The following is an 18,308-nucleotide window of genomic DNA, read 5'->3' on the forward strand; positions in this document are numbered from 1 at the left end:
GGCTGGTAGGCAGCGTGAACGCTGTGACGATCATCAGGACACAACCATGCATGTAGAAGGTTTTTTCGAGTGGCTGGGACAAGCGATAGGCGCCGTCATCCACTTCGTGGTGGACGCCCTAAGCGGGCTGTTTGCGCTGCTGGCCAACGCCGGAACGAAGTTCATCGACGGCCTGGCAAGCACCTTGGGCATGGACACGTCGCTCATCAGCATCCTGATTCTGATCATCGGGTTGCTGCTGTTGTATTCAGCGGTCAGGGCGTTCATGCGGGCATCGGTGATTGCCGGAATCATCTGGGCATTGTTGGGGTTGTGGGTGTTGAGTTGGGTAGTGCATTGAACAGTGGGGGCCGCGCTTGCGGCCCCCATTGATTTCAACGGCCCTTGATGACCATCTCTCCAGCGCCATCGCCCACAGCCTGCCAGTCCGGCCGGTACATCGACTCCACTTGCGGCGGCGGAATCCGGTAACTGCCCGGGGTTACCGCCCGCGCCAGATACAGCAGGTGGGTGGTGCCATAACCATCGAGGTTCAACGCCGCCACATAGCGGTCATCACGGAACTCCTGGTGAACCACGTTGGCGTTCTCCATCGCCTCACGCCATTGCTTGACCGCGCTGCTGGCGTTTTCCAGGCTGGCGGCGCTTTGCGCGAGGTTCTGGTTTTCCAGTTCCAGTCCCGCCGGCAGCAGATCCACCACCAGCGCATCCGGCACCCGGGCCTTGGCCTGAATCGCCAGGTGCACCAGCACCAGGTCGCCGCTTTCCAGCGAACGCAAATCCAGCGCCTGGCCATTCATGCCCAGGTACTCGCGACGGATGCTCATGTTGTTGCCACTGGCTGCCGGTGCCTGACGCGGGTAACCAGATAAGGTCAGGCGCTGGTAAAGCGTCTGCTCGCCTTCGTTGTGCACGGTCAGCGGCGAAACCAGTAACGCGCCCTCAAGGTGCAGGCCGGATTGCGTCGGGCTCAGCTCGCGGGTTTCGCCGGCGCTGTCCAGTTGTGCTTTCCACTGCCCTTCGGGTTGTTGCGCCAGACCACGACCGGCGAGGAACAGGGCGTTGCGCTCCTGGGTAGACAGCCACGGACTGGCGGCCAACTGATCGGAGAGCTGGAACAGGCGATCCGGAATCACCTTGCTGGCGAGCTTGTACTCGTCGAGTAAGGCGAGGATCAGCGCCTGGTCCCGCAACGGGCTGCCGTAGTCAGCCATCCACGCGTTGTCGCGGGTGACCGCCAGCCCGGCCTGCAAGGCCTGCTCGCCACGAGGCTTGTCGCCCATGGTGTCGAGGGCGATCGCCAGTTGCACCAGCGGCAGACCGGAACGGGCATCGGCGCGACGCTCGAACAGACTGCGCAGGGCGCCCAACGGCGCCTGCTGGCTACGGGACAACACCAGCGCGGCGTAAGCCTGCACGGCAAAGCGGCTGTGCTCGGCGTTCTCGCTGTAGTTGACCTCGATCAGGTTGCGCTCCTGCACATATCGCAGCAGTCGCTCGCTGGCCTTCTTCAAGGCCTCGGGCGGTACGGCGAAGCCCTGATCCCGGGCGCGCAGGAGGAAGTCGGTGACATACGCAGTCAGCCAATACTCCTCGTCACCATCGGAACTCCACAGGCCGAAGCTGCCGTTGTAACGCTGCATGCCCAGCAAGTGCTCGATGCCCATCTCTATCTTGCGCTGGCGATCCGCGGCCGGCTCGCCGGTCAGGCCGAGGCGCTTGAGGGTGGCGGCATCGGCGTAGAGCGATGGGTACAAGCCGCTGGTGGTCTGCTCCAGGCAGCCATAGGGATAGGCTTTCAGCGCGCGGATCTGTTCGGCGAGGTTCAGCGGCGGCCGGCTCGACAACGCCAGGGTCGCTTCCAGTCCCGCCTGCTCGAACAGCGCCAGATCCTGCTCCGGCAAGCTCCATGGCTCGTCCTTGAGCGCCACGCGGTAGTGCTTGAGTTGCGCCGGATACGCCGGGCGCACACCGAGGGTCCAGTCACGGGAGAAGCCGGTGTCGGTCTCGCCCGGCAGCACCAGGCCATCGACGCGCACGGTGACGCGGCCCTGGCCGAAGCCGCCCTTGGCCTGCACCGGCACCTGCAGCGTGACGCGCTGGCCGGGCTTGAGCTTGAGCGTCTGATGGGACGAGCCCAGCAGGTCCAACTGGCCTTCGGTGGCGAGCGCCACCGCGAGGGTCTGCGGTTGTTCGGTGAGGTTGGACAGGTCCAGCGCCAGGCTGGTGCGGTCGCCACCGGCGAGGAAACGCGGCGCCGACAGTTCGGCGATCAGCGGCGCGGCAACCACGGTCTTGCCCTCGGCCACGCCGAAGCGGTCTTCGCTCCAGGCCTGAGCCATCAGGCGCAATTCACCGTTGAAGTCGGGAATCTCCACGGTCGCCTGACCTTTGCCCTGCGCGTCGAGGGTCACCGGCGCGCTTTGCAGGGCGACGATGGTCACGCTGGTGTCCGGACGCTTGCCGCCCTTGGCCATGCCGGCGTCACCACCGAAGGCGAGGCTGGCGAGACGGCCCTGGCCGGCTTCGATCAGTTGCCCGTAGATATCCAGTTGGTCAGCGCCGTAGGCCTTGCGGCCGAACATGCCGGTGAACGGATCAGGGGTGACGTAGCTGGTGATATTGAGAATGCCGACGTCCACTGCCGCCAGCAGCACCTGGACCTGCTTCGGCACGCTGCCATCGGCATTGCGCGCTTCGATGTTGACGGTCAGCGGGTGCTTGGGCCGCATCTTCGCGGGTGCGTCGAGGGTCAGCGCCAGCTTGCGCTGGGCACGATCCAGCGGCAGGTGCAGCACGCCCACGGCGCGCTTCGGTGTGACGTTGGCCTTGCGCTCGCCCGGGCGGATCACCAGCGCGCTGACATAGAGGTCATGCCGCGCCCATTTCGGGTCGAGCTTCACCTCGAAGGCCTTGCCCTCGGCGGGGACGTCGATCTCCTGCCACCACAACGGGCCGTCATTGCCTTCCACCATCAGGTAGCCCTTGCCCGCAGCGGGCGGGGTGACCGTCACGGTGGCGGTGTCGCCATCGTTATAGGCCGGCTTGTCGAGGGCCAGACGCACTTGGTCAGGGCGCACCGCGCCGCCGTCGGCGTTGTCCTGGGCGCGGTAGCCGGCCCAGAAGCGCAGGCTGCTGGTGATGCCGGTATCCGGGTCTTCCACTTCGACACGGTAAGGGCCCCACTCCACCGGGAAACTGAGCTTGGTGGTGCTGCCGGCGGGAACGTTGATGCTCTGTTCACTTTCGGTGAGCTGTTTCTCGTTGAAGTTGTAGCTCCAACCGTCGCTCTGCGAGTAGTTCCAGTAGTAGTCGCGGCGCTCACGCACCAGGCGCACGCGCAGGTTTTCTGCGGCGAGCTTGTTGCCGTCGCGGTCGGCCATCAGCAGTTCGATTTCCACCGGGGCATCGCCATCGGTTTCCTCGCCCTCGAACAAACCGCGCAGGCCCGGCAGACGTTCCGCTGGCCAGATCGGTTGTTCCAGGCGCCGGGTGATCGGCCGGCCACCGGACTCCTGCAAGCTGGCCTGCACCGTCAGTTGCAGCGGCGAGCGGGCCTCGGCCCATTCGCTGGCGATACTGATCGTCGCCTCGCCATTGGCATCAAGGGTGCTTTCTTCCAGCTCCAGGTCGTGGCTCAACTCGCCTTCGGTGACCGAACCGAACTGGTAGCCGGGCAATGCCGGTACCGCCTCGCGCAGCGGCCGCACATAGACCTGGCCGCTGAGCCGGTTGCCCGCCGCCGGCGCGCCATACAGGTAGCGGCCGTTGACGCTGACTTCGGCGGTCTCATCGGGGCTCAGCGGCGTATCGCTGCCCTTGAGTTCCAGCGCAAGGCGCTCGGGCAGGAAGTCTTCGACGAGGAATTCGTGAACCTGGCGCTTGCCGCCGCCGAGGTCGAACAGCAATTGCCAACGCCCGGTCGGCGCTTCGCCGGCCAGTTGCAGTGGGTACTGATAGAAACCGTTGGCATCGGCTTCCCAGACGAACTTGCGACTGACCTGCTCGTCCGGCCGACGCACTTCCACGTTGATCGGCTGGGCGTTGACCGGCTTGCCGTCCTGGTCGCGCAGCAGGCCATTGAGCAGCACGGTTTCGCCGGGACGATAGAGGTCGCGCGGGCCGAAGACGAAGAACTGCAACGGGTTGGCCTGCGGGCCGGTGACGGTGAATTCGGAAAGATCCAGCGCGGCACTGTTCAAGCGCAAGAGCGTGGTGTGCTCGCCCTGGCGCGCCAGCAGCACGTCGGCCTTGGGTGGCAGCGGCAGTTGCGCGTGGCCACTGCTGTCGGTCTTGCCCTGGCCGAGCAGTTTGCCCTCGTTGTCGAGCAGGTCCAGCTCGACGCCACTCAGGGCCTTGCCACCCTCCAGCGCCTGGGTGAAGACATCGAGGCGATTGCTGTAGCGGTGCACCGACAGGCCGATGTCGCTGAGGGTGAACAGGGTCGCCGGCTGCGAATAGTTGTAGGTGCCGGAAGCACGCATCACCGCCAGGTAGACGCCGGCTTCCTGCAATGGCTTGATCCCGGCCATGGGCAGCAGCAGGGTTTCGCGGGTGTTGGCTGCCGGGTTCAGGTCGAAGCGACCGGCGTAGACCAGATCGGCCATGGGCAGCAGTTCATTGGCCTCGTAGCTCTGCAACGCGCTGTTGCGGCCCCACGAACCGAGGAAGGTCGGCAGGGACTCGGACTTGATGCGGAAGAATTCGACATCGACCTTGGCGACGTTCAGGGCGATCACCGGCAGGCCCTCGGCCAGGCGAGTCGGCAGCAGCGAACCGCGACTGGCGAAACCGATGCTCGGCTCCATGTCACGCGTCTCCAGGCGGCTGACATATTCACCGGCCAGGCGCTGGCCGTTGACGCTGAGCAGACCGGCATCGATGGTCAGCACCAGCTTGCGCTTTGGTTCCAGGTGGCGCAGGCGCAACTCCATGCGGTTGTTGGACAGCTCCCAGGCGCCATCCACCTTGCCCTTGACCGTATCCACCAGGTGCAGGCGCTCGGCGAACGGCTGGTCGGCGTCCAGCGGCGCGGAGAATGTCACCGACAGCGCACTGGCGCCGTCGAGCTGCACCTCCGAGACGTCCACCACGTTCAGCTCACGGCCGGCGTAGCGCTGGGCCAGCGCGGCGACATCGACGGTGGTCGGCGTAGCCGCAGGAGCGGTTGCGGCGGCCTTCTCGGCGGGCGCGGGTTTATCGACGGATGACGAATCACAGGCGCTGAGCAGCGCCAGCGCGCAGGCCAGCCACAGTCCTTTGTTGAGCATGGGGATAACTCTTTGGCAGCAGGATCAGACGGGAAACTATATATCAAGGCTGGCGGCTTCACCGGCCAATGCCCGCGGGATGAGACAGGGTTCACCCGGCAAAGTGCGGCGAGGTGGGTAGAATGTGCCGATTCAGGCTGCTGCGCTGCCCTTCTGTAGGAGCGAACCTGCTCACAACGAGGACTGTGCCTCAGTCACATCAAGGACTTTTCATGCCCTCATTCTTCGCCGACTGGCGCCACCGCCCCACCCACCACAAGGTCTGGGCCTTGGCTGCGCCGATGATCCTGTCCAACATCTCGGTGCCACTGGTGGCCCTGGTCGACAGCACGGTGATTGGCCACCTGCCCCACGCCCACCAGCTCGGCTCCGTGGCGGTGGGCGCCAGCCTGTACACCCTGCTGGTGTCGGTGCTGGGTTTCCTGCGCATGGGCTCGACCGGTTTCGCCGCCCAGGCCGCCGGGCGATCCGACGGCGCGGCGCTGCGCCAGGTGCTGGTTCAGGGTCTGTTGCTGGCGCTGTTTTTCGCCCTGTTGCTCGGTCTGCTGGCCATCCCGTTGAGCCACCTCGCGGTGGGCCTGATGCAGCCCGGCGCGGAACTGGAACAAGGCACTCTGCAGTTTTTCCAGATCCGCCTGCTGGGGCTGCCGGCGGCGCTGGCCAGCTTCGCCCTAGTCGGCTGGTTCCTCGGCACCCAGAACGCCCGCGCGCCGCTGATCATCCTGCTGACCACCAACCTGCTGAACATCGTTCTCAATCTGTGGTTCGTCCTCGGGCTGGACTGGGGCGTCGCCGGATCGGCGCGGGCCTCGGTGATCGCCGAATGGGCCGGGGCCTTGATCGGGCTGGCGCTGACCCGGCCCTCGTTACGCGCGTTTCCCGGTCACATCATCTGGCCGCTGCTCGCACGCTGGCAGAGCTGGCGCCCGATGCTCAGCGTCAACCGCGACATCTTTATCCGCAGCCTGGCGCTGCAAGGGGTGTTCTTCCTCATCACTGTGCAGGGCGCGCGCATGGGCGAAGCGACCGTGGCCGCCAACGCCCTGCTGCTCAACGGCCTGCTCCTGACCGCCTACGCACTGGACGGTCTGGCCCACGCCGTCGAAGCCCTGTGCGGCCACGCCATCGGCGCCCACGACCGTCCGGCGTTACGCCGTTCACTGGTGATCGCCGGTGGCTGGTCACTGATCGCCAGCGTGGGGTTTGCCGTGCTGTTCCTGCTCGGCGGGCACCTGTTTATCCAGATGCAGACCGACATTCCGAGCGTGCGTGAAACCGCGTTCGAATACCTGCCGTACCTGGCGCTGCTGCCGTTGATTGCCGTCTGGAGCTACCTGCTCGATGGCCTGTTCATCGGCGCTACCCGCGCTCGCGAGATGCGCGATGCCATGTTGCTCAGCGTCGTCATCGCCCTGCCCTTCGCCTGGTTCGCCAGCGACCTGGGGAATCATGGGTTGTGGTTGGCGTTTCTGTTGTTCATGGCCTTGCGCGGGGTGACGCTGGGGGCAATGGGGTGGTGGTTGCAGCGGCGGGACGGGTGGTTTGAGTAAAGGCCCGACCGGAAAACAAAGTGTCATACATCTTCCTTTGACTCCTCAGCCGCTTCGATAGAGAAAGCCAGATCCCAAAGACGGGGACAGCGCGATCCTCTAGGTGAAATGCCTTACGGTGACGAGCCACAAGATCAGGAATGGATCAAGGCAGGTATCAGGTATGCGAAATCCTTTGGTTACTAAATCGTTATTGGCAGGCCTGCTGCTAGTGGTCTTCGCTCAAGGCGCATGGATTCTGATGCCCGCTTCGAGACCAGAGTTGAGCCAGGTCGTGAGCGCGACACCGATAGGCGAAAGCAGTGCGGTGTATGAGGTGTTGAGCAATGCCGGAGGTGCAACGGTACCGCTGACTTACCTGTATTTCATTGCGCCGCGAAATGAGGATGAACGCCAGACGCTCAAGGCGCTGGAACAGCTCAGTCCGTTTCTGGTGACAAAACAGTCAGGCGCCGTTACAAGCGTGGAAGGATTGAGGGTAGTTGCCCGCACGCACGATCAGGTCTACAGCTATGTCAGTACGGCGGTGCTGCGGGAAGCGGGAGAGGTGAAGGCGGTGGATATCGAACTGACCGCAACCCGCAGAAACTGAAACGGCCCGCCCCCGGAATCCCGAGGGCGGGCCGTTTCACACCAGCGATATTACGACGACAGGTACGAAGACCGCGTCAGCCCCAACCGCAGTGCGTCGAGGAACTGGGTCCGCTCCCGCGCCGTGATGCGTGCACTGGCGACTTTGTCGCGGTAGTGGGTCATCAGTTCTTCCGGCGACAGGTGCACGTAGCGCAGCATGTCTTCGATGGTGTCGTGGGTTTCGATACCGGCGTGGTACACGCTGCCGTTCGGGTTCTGGTAGATGTTCACCGAGTCGGTGTCACCGAACAGGTTGTGCATGTCGCCGAGGATTTCCTGGTAGGCGCCGACCAGGAAGATCCCCAGCAGGTAGTCCTCGCCCTCGTTGACCGCATGCACCGGCAGGCTGGTCTCGATGCTCTGCTCATCGACGTATTGGTTGATCTTGCCGTCGGAGTCGCAAGTCAGGTCCTGCAGCACCGCGCGGCGCAGCGGTTCTTCATCCAGGCGATGCAGCGGCAGGATCGGCAGGACCTGGCCGATGGCCCAGGTGTCCGGCAGGCTCTGGAATACCGAGAAGTTGCAGATGTATTTGTCGGCGAGCTTGTCGTTGAGTTCGTCGAGCACCTGGCGGTGCGAACGCTGACGCGCCTTGAGCGAGTTGTGCAGGCGCCGGCAGACGGCGAAGTAGCACTGCTCGGCCAGGGCTTTCTCGGCCAGGGTGATCTTGCCGTCGGCGTACTGCGCAGCCACGTCGCTCATGTAGTGGGTGGCGCGCCAGTAGGTCTCGGTGACCATCTCGATATCGGTCGGGCCAAGCAGGTCGACCAGCCATTGCACGGTTTCCGGCAGGCTTTCCTTGTTCTCGATTTCCGGCACGTCGTCGTTGTGACGCTCGACGTCGGTCACCTGCACCACCAGCACGGCGTGGTGCGCGGTCAGCGAGCGACCGCTTTCCGAGAAGATGTGCGGATGCGGCAGACCCTGGGCGTCGCAGAATTCCTTGAGCATGCCGACCACTACACCGGCGTAGTCGTCCATGTCGTAGTTGATCGAGCTGGCATTGCGCGAGTGGGTACCGTCGTAGTCCACGCCCAGACCGCCGCCGACGTCGATGTGATCGACCGGCAGGCCCAGCGCGCGCAGTTCGCCGTAGTAACGGATGGCTTCCTTGAAGCCGTGCTGGTAGTCCGCCAGGTTGGCGATCTGCGAGCCCATGTGGAAGTGCAGCAGGCGAATGCCCTGGTCGAGCCCGGCATCACGGAAGCGCTGGACCACGGAGATCAGTTGCGCCGCGGACAGGCCGAACTTGGATTTCTCGCCACCGGTGTCAGCCCATTTGCTCGACGCCAGCGACGACAGGCGCACACGCAGGCCGACCTGCGGCTTGACCTTGAGCTCGGCGGCCTCTTCGATCACCAGGCCCACTTCCGACTCTTTCTCGATGACGATGAAGACGTTGTGGCCGAGCTTCTGGCCCATCAGCGCCAGGCGAATGAACTCGCGGTCCTTGTAGCCGTTGCAGACGATGGTACCGCCCTTCGGCGCCAGCGCCAGCACCGCCAGCAGCTCCGGCTTGGAGCCGGCTTCCAGGCCGATGGAAACATTCTGGGTGGCGATGATGTTCTCGATCACCGCCTCCTGCTGGTTGACCTTGATCGGGTACAGCGCGGTGTACTCGCTCTGGTATTCCAGGCGCGCGATGTTGGCGTCGAAGGCGCCGGTCAGTTGGCGAACGCGGTCTTGCAGGATATCGGGGAAGCGAACCAGCAGTGGCAGCGACAGGCCGCTCTTGCGCAGTTCGTCGACCTGTTCGAACAGGTCGATCGGCGCACTGCCCGGGCCATTGGGGCGAACTTCGACACGCCCCGCTTCATTGATCGCGAAATATCCCGCGCCCCAATGGCGAATCCCATAAACACTGCGGCTATCGGCCACGGTCCATTGGCTGCCATCGTCTTTGCGTGTGCGTCGTACGGACATCGAAGTCCCCTATTCAAGAAAGTCAGGTAACACCGGCCAAGCGGGATGGCGCAGTGTAAAAAATGAAAATGACGATTTTCCCTGTTCAGGCATAGACCCCTCACAAGGCAACGAGTTTAGACGCTGGACGAAAAGTCCCGGGGGCCTCGGCCCTGCGCCCGCCCTGCACAAGCTGCGGACACGCAAGAGCGAGGCAGGCGATCAGCCGCCGGATTTTTTCGCTTTGAAACCCTGCTTGATCAGCTCGGCCAGCAACAACTCGACATGGTCGCCCTGGATTTCGATGACGCCGTCTTTCAACGCGCCGCCTGTGCCGCAACGCCGTTTCAGCGTGGTGGCGAGGTCCTTGAGCTGTTCAGCTGGCAGCGGGACGCCGCTGATGGTGGTCACCGTCTTGCCGCCGCGACCTTTGCTTTCGCGGCGCACACGGGCGATGCCATCACCTTCGGGGATGACCGTCTGCTTGCAGATGCAGGCATCGATGGGTTTGCTGCAGTCCGGACAGTGCCGACCTGCATCAGTGGAGAACACCAGGCCGCCGAGGGCGGAAAATGATGAGGCTTTCTTGGCCACTTTTGATCCTCTGTGTTGAGGACAAAAACTGGTCGCTGTCCCTGGCAGGACATCGACCGCGAAGCCCCACTCTGGCAGGGGCAGCGCACCTGCCGTGAGCGGGTCGCGGCAGGGTGAAAAAGGCCGCGCAGTGTAACGGCAAATGCGCCGGTTGCTAAGTACAGAACTGCGCCATTTTGGGCGATTTTCGCGACGTCAGGCTTGACGGTCGAAAACCCGGTTCAGGGCAGCCAGGGAGTCGGGGCAATACGGCAGGTGGCGGGACTCTTCGCGGATCACTTCGAGATTGACGAAACGGGCTTCGCTGACCTCTTCCGGCTGCAGTTGCAAAGGCCCGCCCCAGACGGCCGAGAACACCGAACACCAGAGCCGGTTGCCCGGCTGGTCGAAGAAAAAGTGGTCATGGGCGCGCAGCTCGACGCCACTCACCCCAAGCTCTTCCGCCAGTTCCCGCGCCGCCGAGTCGGCGTATTCCTCGCCCGCCGCAACCATGCCGCCAGCGGCCACATCCCAGTAGCCGGGATAAATGGCCTTGCTCAGCGTGCGCTTGTGCACGCACAACTGACCGGCGCCGTTGAACAGCAGGATGAAGGTGCAGCGGCCGATGAGGCCACGCTCGCGCAACTCGGCGCGCGGCAACTCGCCGAGCAGGCGGTCATCCTCATCGACCCAGGCAACCCGTTCCAGGTCCGAGGCGGCCCGATGCGCCGCCTCCGCTTCGCTGATGCTCATCAGCCCTGGGACAGCAACTGGCGCAGGTCGATGACTGCGGCGTTGGCCCGGGAAATGTAGTTGGCCATGACCAGCGAGTGGTTGGCCCACATGCCGAAGCCGCTGCCGTTCAGCACCATCGGGCTCCACAGCGCTTCCTGCGAAGCTTCCAGCTCGCGGATGATCTGCCGCACGCTGACGGTTGCGTTCTTCTTCGCCAATACATCGGCGAAGTCCACCTCGATGGCACGCAGCAGGTGCGACAGCGCCCAGGCCTGACCGCGGGCCTCGTAGAACACGTTGTCGATCTGCATCCACGGGGTTTCAACCAGCTCTTCATCCAGCTGCGGTGCCTGACCCGCGACCACCGCCTCGGTTTTCAGGGTGCTGTTGAGCTTGACCCGGCCAACGCTGGCCGACAGGCGCTGCGACAACGAGCCCAGACGGGTGGCGACATCGCCCAGCCAGTTGTTCAGGTTGTCGGCGCGGGTGTAGAAGATCGCGCCCTTGTCAGCGGCGGCCAGGCGAGCCTGATAGCGGCTCAGGGACTTGATGCCTTCTTCGAACTCGGACTCGCTCGACGGCAGGATCCAGCTCTTGTTGTCGAAGTTGAAGCGCGGCTCGGCCTTGGCCAGATCGGCGTCTTCGGTCGATTGCGACTGCGAGCGGGCGAAGTCCTTGCGCAGGGCGCGGGACAGATCGCGGACCTGGACCAGCACGCCGTATTCCCAGCTCGGCATGTTGTCCATCCACAGTCCCGGCGGGAAGCGGTCGTTGGAGATGTAGCCGCCCGGCTTGTTCAGCAGGGTGCCGGCGACAGTCTTGAGGGTTTCGATGGTGGTGTAGCCGATCACCATCTGCTGGCCGCTCTGCTCGGCGGCGATCTGGGCGTTCTGCTGCACGGGGAACAGCGCCGGCTCCTCGCTCCAGTACCAACCCAGGCCGACCGTCACCAACAGGTACAGGCCGATCACTACCGCCAGCGAACGGCTGAGCAGGCCGCGGAAATAGCTGTCTTTCGGCGTGGAACGACCAGCGCTGCGCTCCTCGCGCGCTTCGGCGCTGCCCGTACGGTTTTTCCAGTCAAGCATGGCGTTGTCCTTATCGGTCAGGGGCATTTCCAGGGTTCGACCGCAACCTCCGGGCATTGGTGCCGACGCATCGACGATTGTCGGAAAATGCGCGGGCGCCGGGGCGGCCTGAGTGTCAGCACTATAAAGCAAGGGCAGAGGATCGCATAAACGACTCACGGGTCAGGAACTGAATTGTTCTCCGGCGTCAAAAAATTGATGCAGGGCACTCGTTTGCTCAGAAAGTGGTGCTAGCATAGAGCCATCACTCGAACTGCCTCACCTTTATAAGTAGTCAGGACATGACCGAGCCAGAAGACCCGAATCGCGAGCGACTAAAGCAACACTTTGCCCAGCGGGTCATTCATCAGGCCCGGCAGATCCTCGAGATCTGGCAGCGACTGCAACGCAGCGAATGGTCCACCGGCGACCTGGGCGAACTGTGCGAGGCCAATCTGCGCCTGCAACGTTACGCCGTACGTTTCGAGCAACCGGAACACAGCCTGCTGGCCGACGCCATCGGCGAGGTGCTGGACGCGGTCGAAGCCAACAGCGCGCGGCTGAGCAGCAACCTGATCAGCGAACTCAACCGCTTGATGCAGCGCCTGTCGCGCACCGGCCTGCGTCAGGGCGACCGCCTTGAACAGACGCCGCTGCCACCGCTGCGCAAGCCGGTCTACATCATGCTTCAGGACCATGACCGGGCCGAGCGCCTGGTCAAGCAACTGGAGTTCTTCGGCCTGGGCGTGGAAGCGCTGGACTGTGCCAACGCCTTCAACGCGTCGATGAGCGAGCGCCTGCCCTCGGCGATCGTCATGGACGTGGATTTCGGCGGTCCCGGCCAGGGCCTGAAGCTCGCGGAACAAGCCCAGCAAGGTCTGGAACAGCGCGTGCCGCTGCTGTTCTTCAGCCTGCATGAAACCGATACCCCGACCCGCCTCGCGGCAGTGCGCGCCGGCGGCCAGGAATTTCTCACCGGCACCCTCGAAGCGTCGAGCCTGCTGGAGAAAGTCGAACTGCTCACCAGCGTCGCCCAGTACGAGCCGTTTCGCGTCCTCATCATCGACGACTCCCGCGCCCAGGGCCTGCACACCGAGCGCCTGCTGAACAATGCCGGCATCGTCACCCGCACGCTCACCGATCCGATCCAGACCATGGCCGAGCTGGCCGATTTCCAGCCCGACCTGATCATCCTCGACATGTACATGCCGGCCTGCACCGGCGCCGAGCTGGCCAAGGTGATCCGCCACAACGACCGCTACGTCAGCGTGCCGATCATCTACCTCTCCGCCGAAGACGACCTGGACAAGCAACTCGACGCCATGAGCGAAGGCGGCGACGACTTCCTGACCAAGCCGATCCGCTCGCGCCACCTGATCACCACCGTGCGCAACCGCGCCGCCCGCGCCCGCAATCTGAAATCGCGGATGGTTCGTGACAGCCTCACCGGCCTCTACAACCACACCCACATCCTGCAACTGCTCGAAGACTGCAGCTTCCGCGCCCGCCGCGAGAGCCTGCCGCTGAGCTTCGCCATGCTCGATATCGACCACTTCAAGAAGGTCAACGACAGCCACGGGCACCCCATGGGCGACCGGGTGATCAAGAGCCTGGCGCTGTTTCTCAAGCAACGCCTGCGCAAGACCGACTTCATCGGCCGCTACGGCGGTGAAGAGTTCGCCATCGTCATGCCTAACACCGACGTCGGCTCCGCGCACAAAGTGCTCGACGAGATCCGCCGGCGCTTCGCCGAGATCCACTACCCCGCCCAGCCGCAGGACCTGTTCTGCACCTTCAGCGCCGGCGTGGTGGAACTGAATGACGAACTCGACGCCCTGAGCATGGCCACCGCCGCCGACGAAGCGCTGTACCGCGCCAAGGCCGCCGGGCGCAATCGGGTGCTGCGGGTCGAGACATGAAATCAAATGGCCACTTTTTTTGACCGAACGGCCCGCCTCGTCATAACCCCGTCATAAAAACGCAATAAGTTCAGTGGCTTGCCATCCAGCCGTTGGTAGTCACGCACATGCGCCTCAAGCTGCTCACCAATCTGAACACCCTGTTACTGGTCCTGGTCTGCCTCGCCCTGGGCGCCACCTTGTGGTGGTCGCAACGCGCGCTGGAGCGACCCTATCTGCTGATGGAGCGTTACCTGGGCCTGTCCCAGCAGTTCCAGAACGGGGTGGCGCGCAACATCCAGACCTACCTCGCCAGCGGCGACGCCCTGCAACATGCCACGGCCCTGCAGGCCACCCAGCAGTTGCAGGAAGAACTGGGCCAACTGCCGGCCGAACTGGCGCAAAGCGTGCGCCCGAGCCTGGACAGCCTGGCGACCTTCACCAGCAATGAACTGCTGGCCGCCGGCAAGCTGGCCGGGGATCCGCAGGCCCTGCTGTTGCAGGCCGAACGCGAACTGGGCGCCAACCTGGAACAGTGGCTGCGCTACAGCCAGAACAGCCAGAACAGCGAAGCGGCGCGCTATACCACGCCGCTGTTCGAAGCCGGGCTGCACCTGAGTCGCCTGTCCCTGGCCCGCGACAAGCTGGTCAGCAGCGGCCGCAGCGAGCTGGCCGAGGAAGTCGAACGGGAACTCAACCTGATTGCCGGGCAGGCGCGCATTCTCGATGGCCTGCCGCTGCTGGGGGTCAAGGAAGCCAGTGCCTCGGGTTCCGACGATTTCGCTTCCATGATGGGCCTGGAAAGCGAGAGCAAGAGCGAGGCCGAAGACACCGCCGTCGGCCTGCGCCGCGAACTCAACAGCCTGATCACTCGCTACCCTGCGGAACTGCAACGCACCCGCGAGCAGATCCAGCGCCGCGGTGAGCTGGCGGCTACCACTCAATCGCGCATCGCCGCTGTGCAGCAGGCCATCGCTGATCTGGAGCCCGGCGTACGCAGCCAGCACGCCCAGATCCAGAGCGAAGTGCGCCTGATGCAAGGCGTCATGATCGCTCTGATTCTGCTGATCGCCCTGGTGATCGACCGCCTGCAGCGGCGTCTGGCGCGGGTACTGACCAACCTCGACCCGGCGCTGTCGGACTGGGCCAGCGGCGACTTCAGCAAGCCGATCGCCCTGCCGCCCAGCAACCGCGAGATGCACGACATTCAGGATTCCCTGAACCGCCTGCGCGACTACCTGGTGGAACTGGTGGGGACCATCCGTCATAACGCCGAACAGGTCGCCGGCAGCAGCCACGCCCTGGCCGGCATGAGCAGCGCGCTGCACGACGGCGCCGAGCGCCAGGCCGGCGATACCGCGCAGATTCGCGATGCGCTGGGTGAACTGGAAGCCACGATCGTCCAGGTCGCAGGCGATGCCAGCCAGGCCGCCGACGCCAGCCGTCAGGCCGGTGAAGCAGTGGAACAGGGCCAGGCCGTGATCGGCCAGAGCCTGACCGGGCTGCGCAAACTGGTGGACGAAGTGCAAGGCAACGCGCAGATGATCGAAGAACTGGCTCAGGAGTCGGCGACCATCGGTGGCGTCCTGACGGTAATTCGCGCTATCGCCGAGCAGACCAACCTGCTGGCCCTGAATGCCGCGATCGAAGCGGCGCGGGCCGGCGAAATGGGCCGCGGCTTTGCCGTGGTGGCCGAGGAAGTCCGCTCACTGGCGCAGCGCACCACAGGCGCCACGGGGGAGATCCAGACCCTCATCACCCGCCTGCAACAAGCCGCGCGCGATTCGGTGGAAGGCATGCGCAACCAACTCGAACACGCCGAAACCACCGCCAACCAGGCCCAGGCCGCCGATGGCGCGCTGGATGAAATCGTCACCGCCATCCAGACCATCGCTGACACTGCCGGGCGCATCGCCGATGTCACCGCGCAGCAGAGCGGCGCGGTCAGCGAGATCCGCGATCACAGTGAACGGATTCATGGTCTGGGTGAGGACAATTTGCAGCGGATCGGCGAAGGACGGGATCAGGGTGAGCAGTTGTTAAGGCTTGGTGGAGAGCTGAATACGGCGGTTCGGGCGTTCCGTTTGTAGGTGGCTTTCGGGCCTAATCGCTGCGGTTCGGCCCTCAACAACACAGCAATCCCCAGACTCCGCTATCATGCGACCACCTCCGCACCCGCGAGACCATCATGCGTCGTCTGCTCTGCCTCCTGCTGCTGGTCCTGGCCATGCCCGCCGTGGCCACCGGCCTTTTCGACAGCCGCCCCAGCGCCACACTGGGCGCTTCTTCCCTGAACAACAGCGCCGATTTCCTACCGGTGCGCGAAGCCTTCAAGCTCAACCTGATCCAGGGCGACGCCCAAGGGATCAAGCTGCGCTTCGTCGCCAGCGAGGGCTATTACCTCTACCGCCACCGCTTCCAGTTCCGCACCGAACCCGCCGACATCGTTCTGGGCAGCGCCCAATTGCCGCAGGGCGAGGCCAAGCACGATGAGTTCTTCGGCGATGTCGAGGTCTACCACGGCATCCTCGATATCGACCTGCCGCGCACCGGCGATAAACGCCCGTTCACCCTGCTGGTGACCTACCAGGGCTGCGCCGACAAGGGCCTGTGCTATCCGCCGGAAACGGAGCGCCTGAGCATCGCCGGCGTCGGCGCGGCAACACCGGTTACCAGCGGCGCCCCGGTCGCAACCGAGAGCAACTGGAAAAGCCTGCTGCTGTTCTTCCTCGCCGGCGTCGGCCTGACCTTCACCCCCTGCGTGCTGCCCATGCTGCCGATCCTCTCCGGCGTGGTGCTGCGCGGTCAGGTCGGCGGCTGGCGCGGCCTTGCGCTGTCGCTGGCCTACGTGCTGCCGATGGCCGCCTGCTTCGCCCTGCTCGGCGCTTTGATGGGCCTATTCGGCGCCGGCCTCAACCTGCAGGCACGCCTGCAATCGGTCTGGGTGCTGGTGCCGTTCTCGCTGTTCTTCGTGGCGTTCGCCCTGGCCATGTTCGGCCTGTTCGAACTGAAACTGCCGCAAGCCGTGAGCAACCGTCTGGACCGTCTCGCCGGGAATACCAAAGGCGGCTCGCTGGTGGGCGCGGCGGTTCTCGGCGTGGTCTCCAGCCTGCTGGTCTCGCCGTGCGTGTCTGCACCACTGGCGGGCGCCCTGCTCTATATCAGCGCCAGCGGCGACGCCGTCGGCGGTGCGCTGAAACTCTTTGCCCTGGGCTTGGGCATGGGTGCCCCGCTGCTGCTGGTGGCGACGGGCGGCGCGGCCTGGCTGCCGAAAAGCGGGCCTTGGCTGGTCACGGTGAAAAACGCCATCGGCGTGCTGTTGCTGGGCCTGGCGATCGGCCTGCTCAGCCGTGTTTTGCCCGGCCAGATCACGCTGTTGCTGGTGGGCTTGCTGGCCGCGGGTGTGGCGCTGTTCCTCGGCGCCCTCGAGTTCATCCCGAAAACCCCGCGCCAGCGTCTGGCACAACTGCTCGGTCTGGTGCTGATGGTCTATGCCCTGGCCTGCTGGTATGGCGCGCTCAGCGGCCAGAGCGATCCGCTGCGACCACTTCCGGTCAGCGGCAACGCCGTGACCGCGCAGCCAACAGCGAGCGACACCTGGCAAACCATCAGCAGCCCCGCCGAACTGGACCGGGTGCTGGCCGAGGCGAAAGCCGCTGGCCAACCGCTGGTGCTGGACTGGTACGCCGACTGGTGCATCAGTTGCAAGGTGATCGAGCATGAGGTGCTGAATGCGCCGAACGTGCTGCCATTACTCAAGGACTATCGACTGATTCGCTTCGATATCACCCAGAGCAGCGCCGAACAACGCGCCCTGCTGGATCGCTATCAACTGTTCGGCCCGCCCGCGCTGTTGTTCTTTGCGGCGAACGGCAGCGAAAAAACCGAGGCAAGGGTGGTCGGGGAGACAAACGCCGGCGAATTCGCCGAGCATCTGCAGCGCATCCGCGCCGATCTGCGTCTATAACTGCTGGGGCCATTAAAAAACCGCTACCAATGACCGGACTTAACAAAATAGTCACATATTTTGCGTGAATCTCGGTCATCGTGCTGGCTATTGCAGTTAACTGGACAGTGCTCGGTTCTTTGCGGCATAGTCGCCGCGCTTGTATTTATGTCCGACAAAATCAAAGGATGCGCAGATGGCGACACTACTGGTGCTGCACGGCCCCAACCTGAACCTGCTCGGGACTCGCGAACCCGGTGTCTACGGTGCCGTGACCCTGGCGCAGATCAACCAGGACCTGGAGCAGCGCGCCCGCGCCGCCGGCCATCATCTGCAATACCTGCAAAGCAACGCCGAATACGAACTGATCGACCGGATCCACGCCGCGCGCAACGAAGGCGTGGACTTCATCCTGATCAATCCGGCTGCTTTTACTCACACCAGCGTCGCATTACGTGACGCATTGCTGGCGGTGAGCATCCCATTCATCGAAGTGCACTTGTCCAACGTGCACAAGCGCGAGCCGTTCCGTCACCACTCCTACTTTTCGGATGTCGCCGTAGGAGTGATCTGCGGTCTGGGCGCCAGCGGTTACCGACTGGCCCTGGAATCCGCCCTGGAACAACTGGCCGCCGCCGCAAAATCCTGAATAACGCGAGCCTGGCCATCGCCAGGCTTACAAGAACGTTTGAATCACGTTCATACGCCCCTGACCGAACCTTGGGAGTTGATGA

The 18,308-nt window shown here is 64.2% G+C and carries 12 protein-coding genes; 7 read left to right on the forward strand and 5 right to left on the reverse strand.

Annotated elements, in window-relative coordinates; all coding sequences use genetic code 11:
• Nucleotides 1-46 precede the first annotated feature (46 nt).
• Nucleotides 47-340 (forward strand): hypothetical protein, encoded by a 294-nt coding sequence (locus tag NTD88_RS10630; RefSeq protein WP_262130213.1) that lies wholly within the window; start codon nt 47-49, stop codon nt 338-340.
• A gap of 34 nt (nt 341-374) precedes the next feature.
• Here the strand turns inward: NTD88_RS10630 and NTD88_RS10635 are convergent, their stop codons facing one another.
• A complete protein-coding gene (locus NTD88_RS10635; RefSeq protein ID WP_262156535.1) occupies nt 375-5,270 on the reverse strand; it encodes an alpha-2-macroglobulin family protein in 4,896 nt (1,631 codons plus the stop codon).
• A 212-nt stretch (nt 5,271-5,482) separates the two neighbouring features.
• On the opposite strand from NTD88_RS10635, the gene NTD88_RS10640 reads away from it, so the two are divergent.
• Entirely contained in the window at nt 5,483-6,820 is a 1,338-nt protein-coding gene (locus tag NTD88_RS10640) for an MATE family efflux transporter (RefSeq protein WP_262156536.1), read from the forward strand.
• 163 nt (nt 6,821-6,983) lie between these two features.
• A complete protein-coding gene (locus NTD88_RS10645; protein WP_262156537.1) occupies nt 6,984-7,412 on the forward strand; it encodes a hypothetical protein in 429 nt (142 codons plus the stop codon).
• Between the two features lie 50 nt (nt 7,413-7,462).
• Here the strand turns inward: NTD88_RS10645 and speA are convergent, their stop codons facing one another.
• The 4 genes from speA to NTD88_RS10665 all read right to left on the reverse strand — a co-directional run bounded on the left by speA (nt 7,463) and on the right by NTD88_RS10665 (nt 11,751).
• Nucleotides 7,463-9,376: an arginine decarboxylase gene (gene speA / locus NTD88_RS10650; RefSeq protein WP_262156538.1), complete on the reverse strand. Its 1,914-nt coding sequence runs from the start codon at nt 9,374-9,376 to the stop codon at nt 7,463-7,465.
• A gap of 201 nt (nt 9,377-9,577) precedes the next feature.
• A complete protein-coding gene (locus NTD88_RS10655) occupies nt 9,578-9,949 on the reverse strand; it encodes a translation initiation factor Sui1 (RefSeq protein ID WP_095156044.1) in 372 nt (123 codons plus the stop codon).
• Nucleotides 9,950-10,144: 195 nt separating this feature from the next.
• Complete coding sequence (locus NTD88_RS10660) at nt 10,145-10,681, reverse strand: NUDIX hydrolase (protein ID WP_262156539.1); 537 nt, start codon at nt 10,679-10,681, stop codon at nt 10,145-10,147.
• A complete protein-coding gene (locus tag NTD88_RS10665; protein WP_095156119.1) occupies nt 10,681-11,751 on the reverse strand; it encodes a DUF2333 family protein in 1,071 nt (356 codons plus the stop codon). The genes NTD88_RS10660 and NTD88_RS10665 overlap by 1 nt, the downstream gene beginning before the upstream one ends.
• 281 nt (nt 11,752-12,032) lie before the next feature.
• Between NTD88_RS10665 and NTD88_RS10670 the strand changes: the two genes are divergently transcribed.
• The 4 genes from NTD88_RS10670 (at nt 12,033) to aroQ (ending at nt 18,223) form a co-directional block, all read left to right on the forward strand.
• Complete coding sequence (locus tag NTD88_RS10670; RefSeq protein ID WP_095156042.1) at nt 12,033-13,649, forward strand: diguanylate cyclase; 1,617 nt, start codon at nt 12,033-12,035, stop codon at nt 13,647-13,649.
• A gap of 1,289 nt (nt 13,650-14,938) precedes the next feature.
• Nucleotides 14,939-15,718, forward strand: a complete 780-nt coding sequence (locus tag NTD88_RS29200; protein ID WP_410017271.1) for a methyl-accepting chemotaxis protein — start codon at nt 14,939-14,941, stop codon at nt 15,716-15,718.
• 98 nt (nt 15,719-15,816) lie between these two features.
• Complete coding sequence (locus tag NTD88_RS10680) at nt 15,817-17,595, forward strand: protein-disulfide reductase DsbD (protein ID WP_262156541.1); 1,779 nt, start codon at nt 15,817-15,819, stop codon at nt 17,593-17,595.
• Nucleotides 17,596-17,770: 175 nt separating this feature from the next.
• Nucleotides 17,771-18,223 carry a type II 3-dehydroquinate dehydratase gene (gene aroQ, locus NTD88_RS10685; RefSeq protein WP_095156039.1) on the forward strand — a complete coding sequence of 151 codons (453 nt, stop codon included), beginning with the start codon at nt 17,771-17,773 and terminating at the stop codon, nt 18,221-18,223.
• Nucleotides 18,224-18,308 lie beyond the last annotated feature (85 nt).

This window comes from Pseudomonas sp. 20P_3.2_Bac5, from assembly GCF_025466035.1.
In the GTDB taxonomy this organism is placed as follows: Bacteria; Pseudomonadota; Gammaproteobacteria; order Pseudomonadales; family Pseudomonadaceae; genus Aquipseudomonas.

Excerpts from the sequence above, each read along its gene's own strand:
- NTD88_RS10630 (WP_262130213.1), top strand. The coding sequence starts at position 47 with ATGCATGTAGAAGGTTTTTTCGAGTGGCTGGGACAAGCGATAGGCGCC.
- NTD88_RS10635 (WP_262156535.1), bottom strand. The coding sequence starts at position 5,270 with ATGCTCAACAAAGGACTGTGGCTGGCCTGCGCGCTGGCGCTGCTCAGC.
- NTD88_RS10640 (WP_262156536.1), top strand. The coding sequence starts at position 5,483 with ATGCCCTCATTCTTCGCCGACTGGCGCCACCGCCCCACCCACCACAAG.
- NTD88_RS10645 (WP_262156537.1), top strand. The coding sequence starts at position 6,984 with ATGCGAAATCCTTTGGTTACTAAATCGTTATTGGCAGGCCTGCTGCTA.
- speA (WP_262156538.1), bottom strand. The coding sequence starts at position 9,376 with ATGTCCGTACGACGCACACGCAAAGACGATGGCAGCCAATGGACCGTG.
- NTD88_RS10660 (WP_262156539.1), bottom strand. The coding sequence starts at position 10,681 with ATGAGCATCAGCGAAGCGGAGGCGGCGCATCGGGCCGCCTCGGACCTG.
- NTD88_RS10665 (WP_095156119.1), bottom strand. The coding sequence starts at position 11,751 with ATGCTTGACTGGAAAAACCGTACGGGCAGCGCCGAAGCGCGCGAGGAG.
- NTD88_RS10670 (WP_095156042.1), top strand. The coding sequence starts at position 12,033 with ATGACCGAGCCAGAAGACCCGAATCGCGAGCGACTAAAGCAACACTTT.
- NTD88_RS29200 (WP_410017271.1), top strand. The coding sequence starts at position 14,939 with ATGAGCAGCGCGCTGCACGACGGCGCCGAGCGCCAGGCCGGCGATACC.
- NTD88_RS10680 (WP_262156541.1), top strand. The coding sequence starts at position 15,817 with ATGCGTCGTCTGCTCTGCCTCCTGCTGCTGGTCCTGGCCATGCCCGCC.
- aroQ (WP_095156039.1), top strand. The coding sequence starts at position 17,771 with ATGGCGACACTACTGGTGCTGCACGGCCCCAACCTGAACCTGCTCGGG.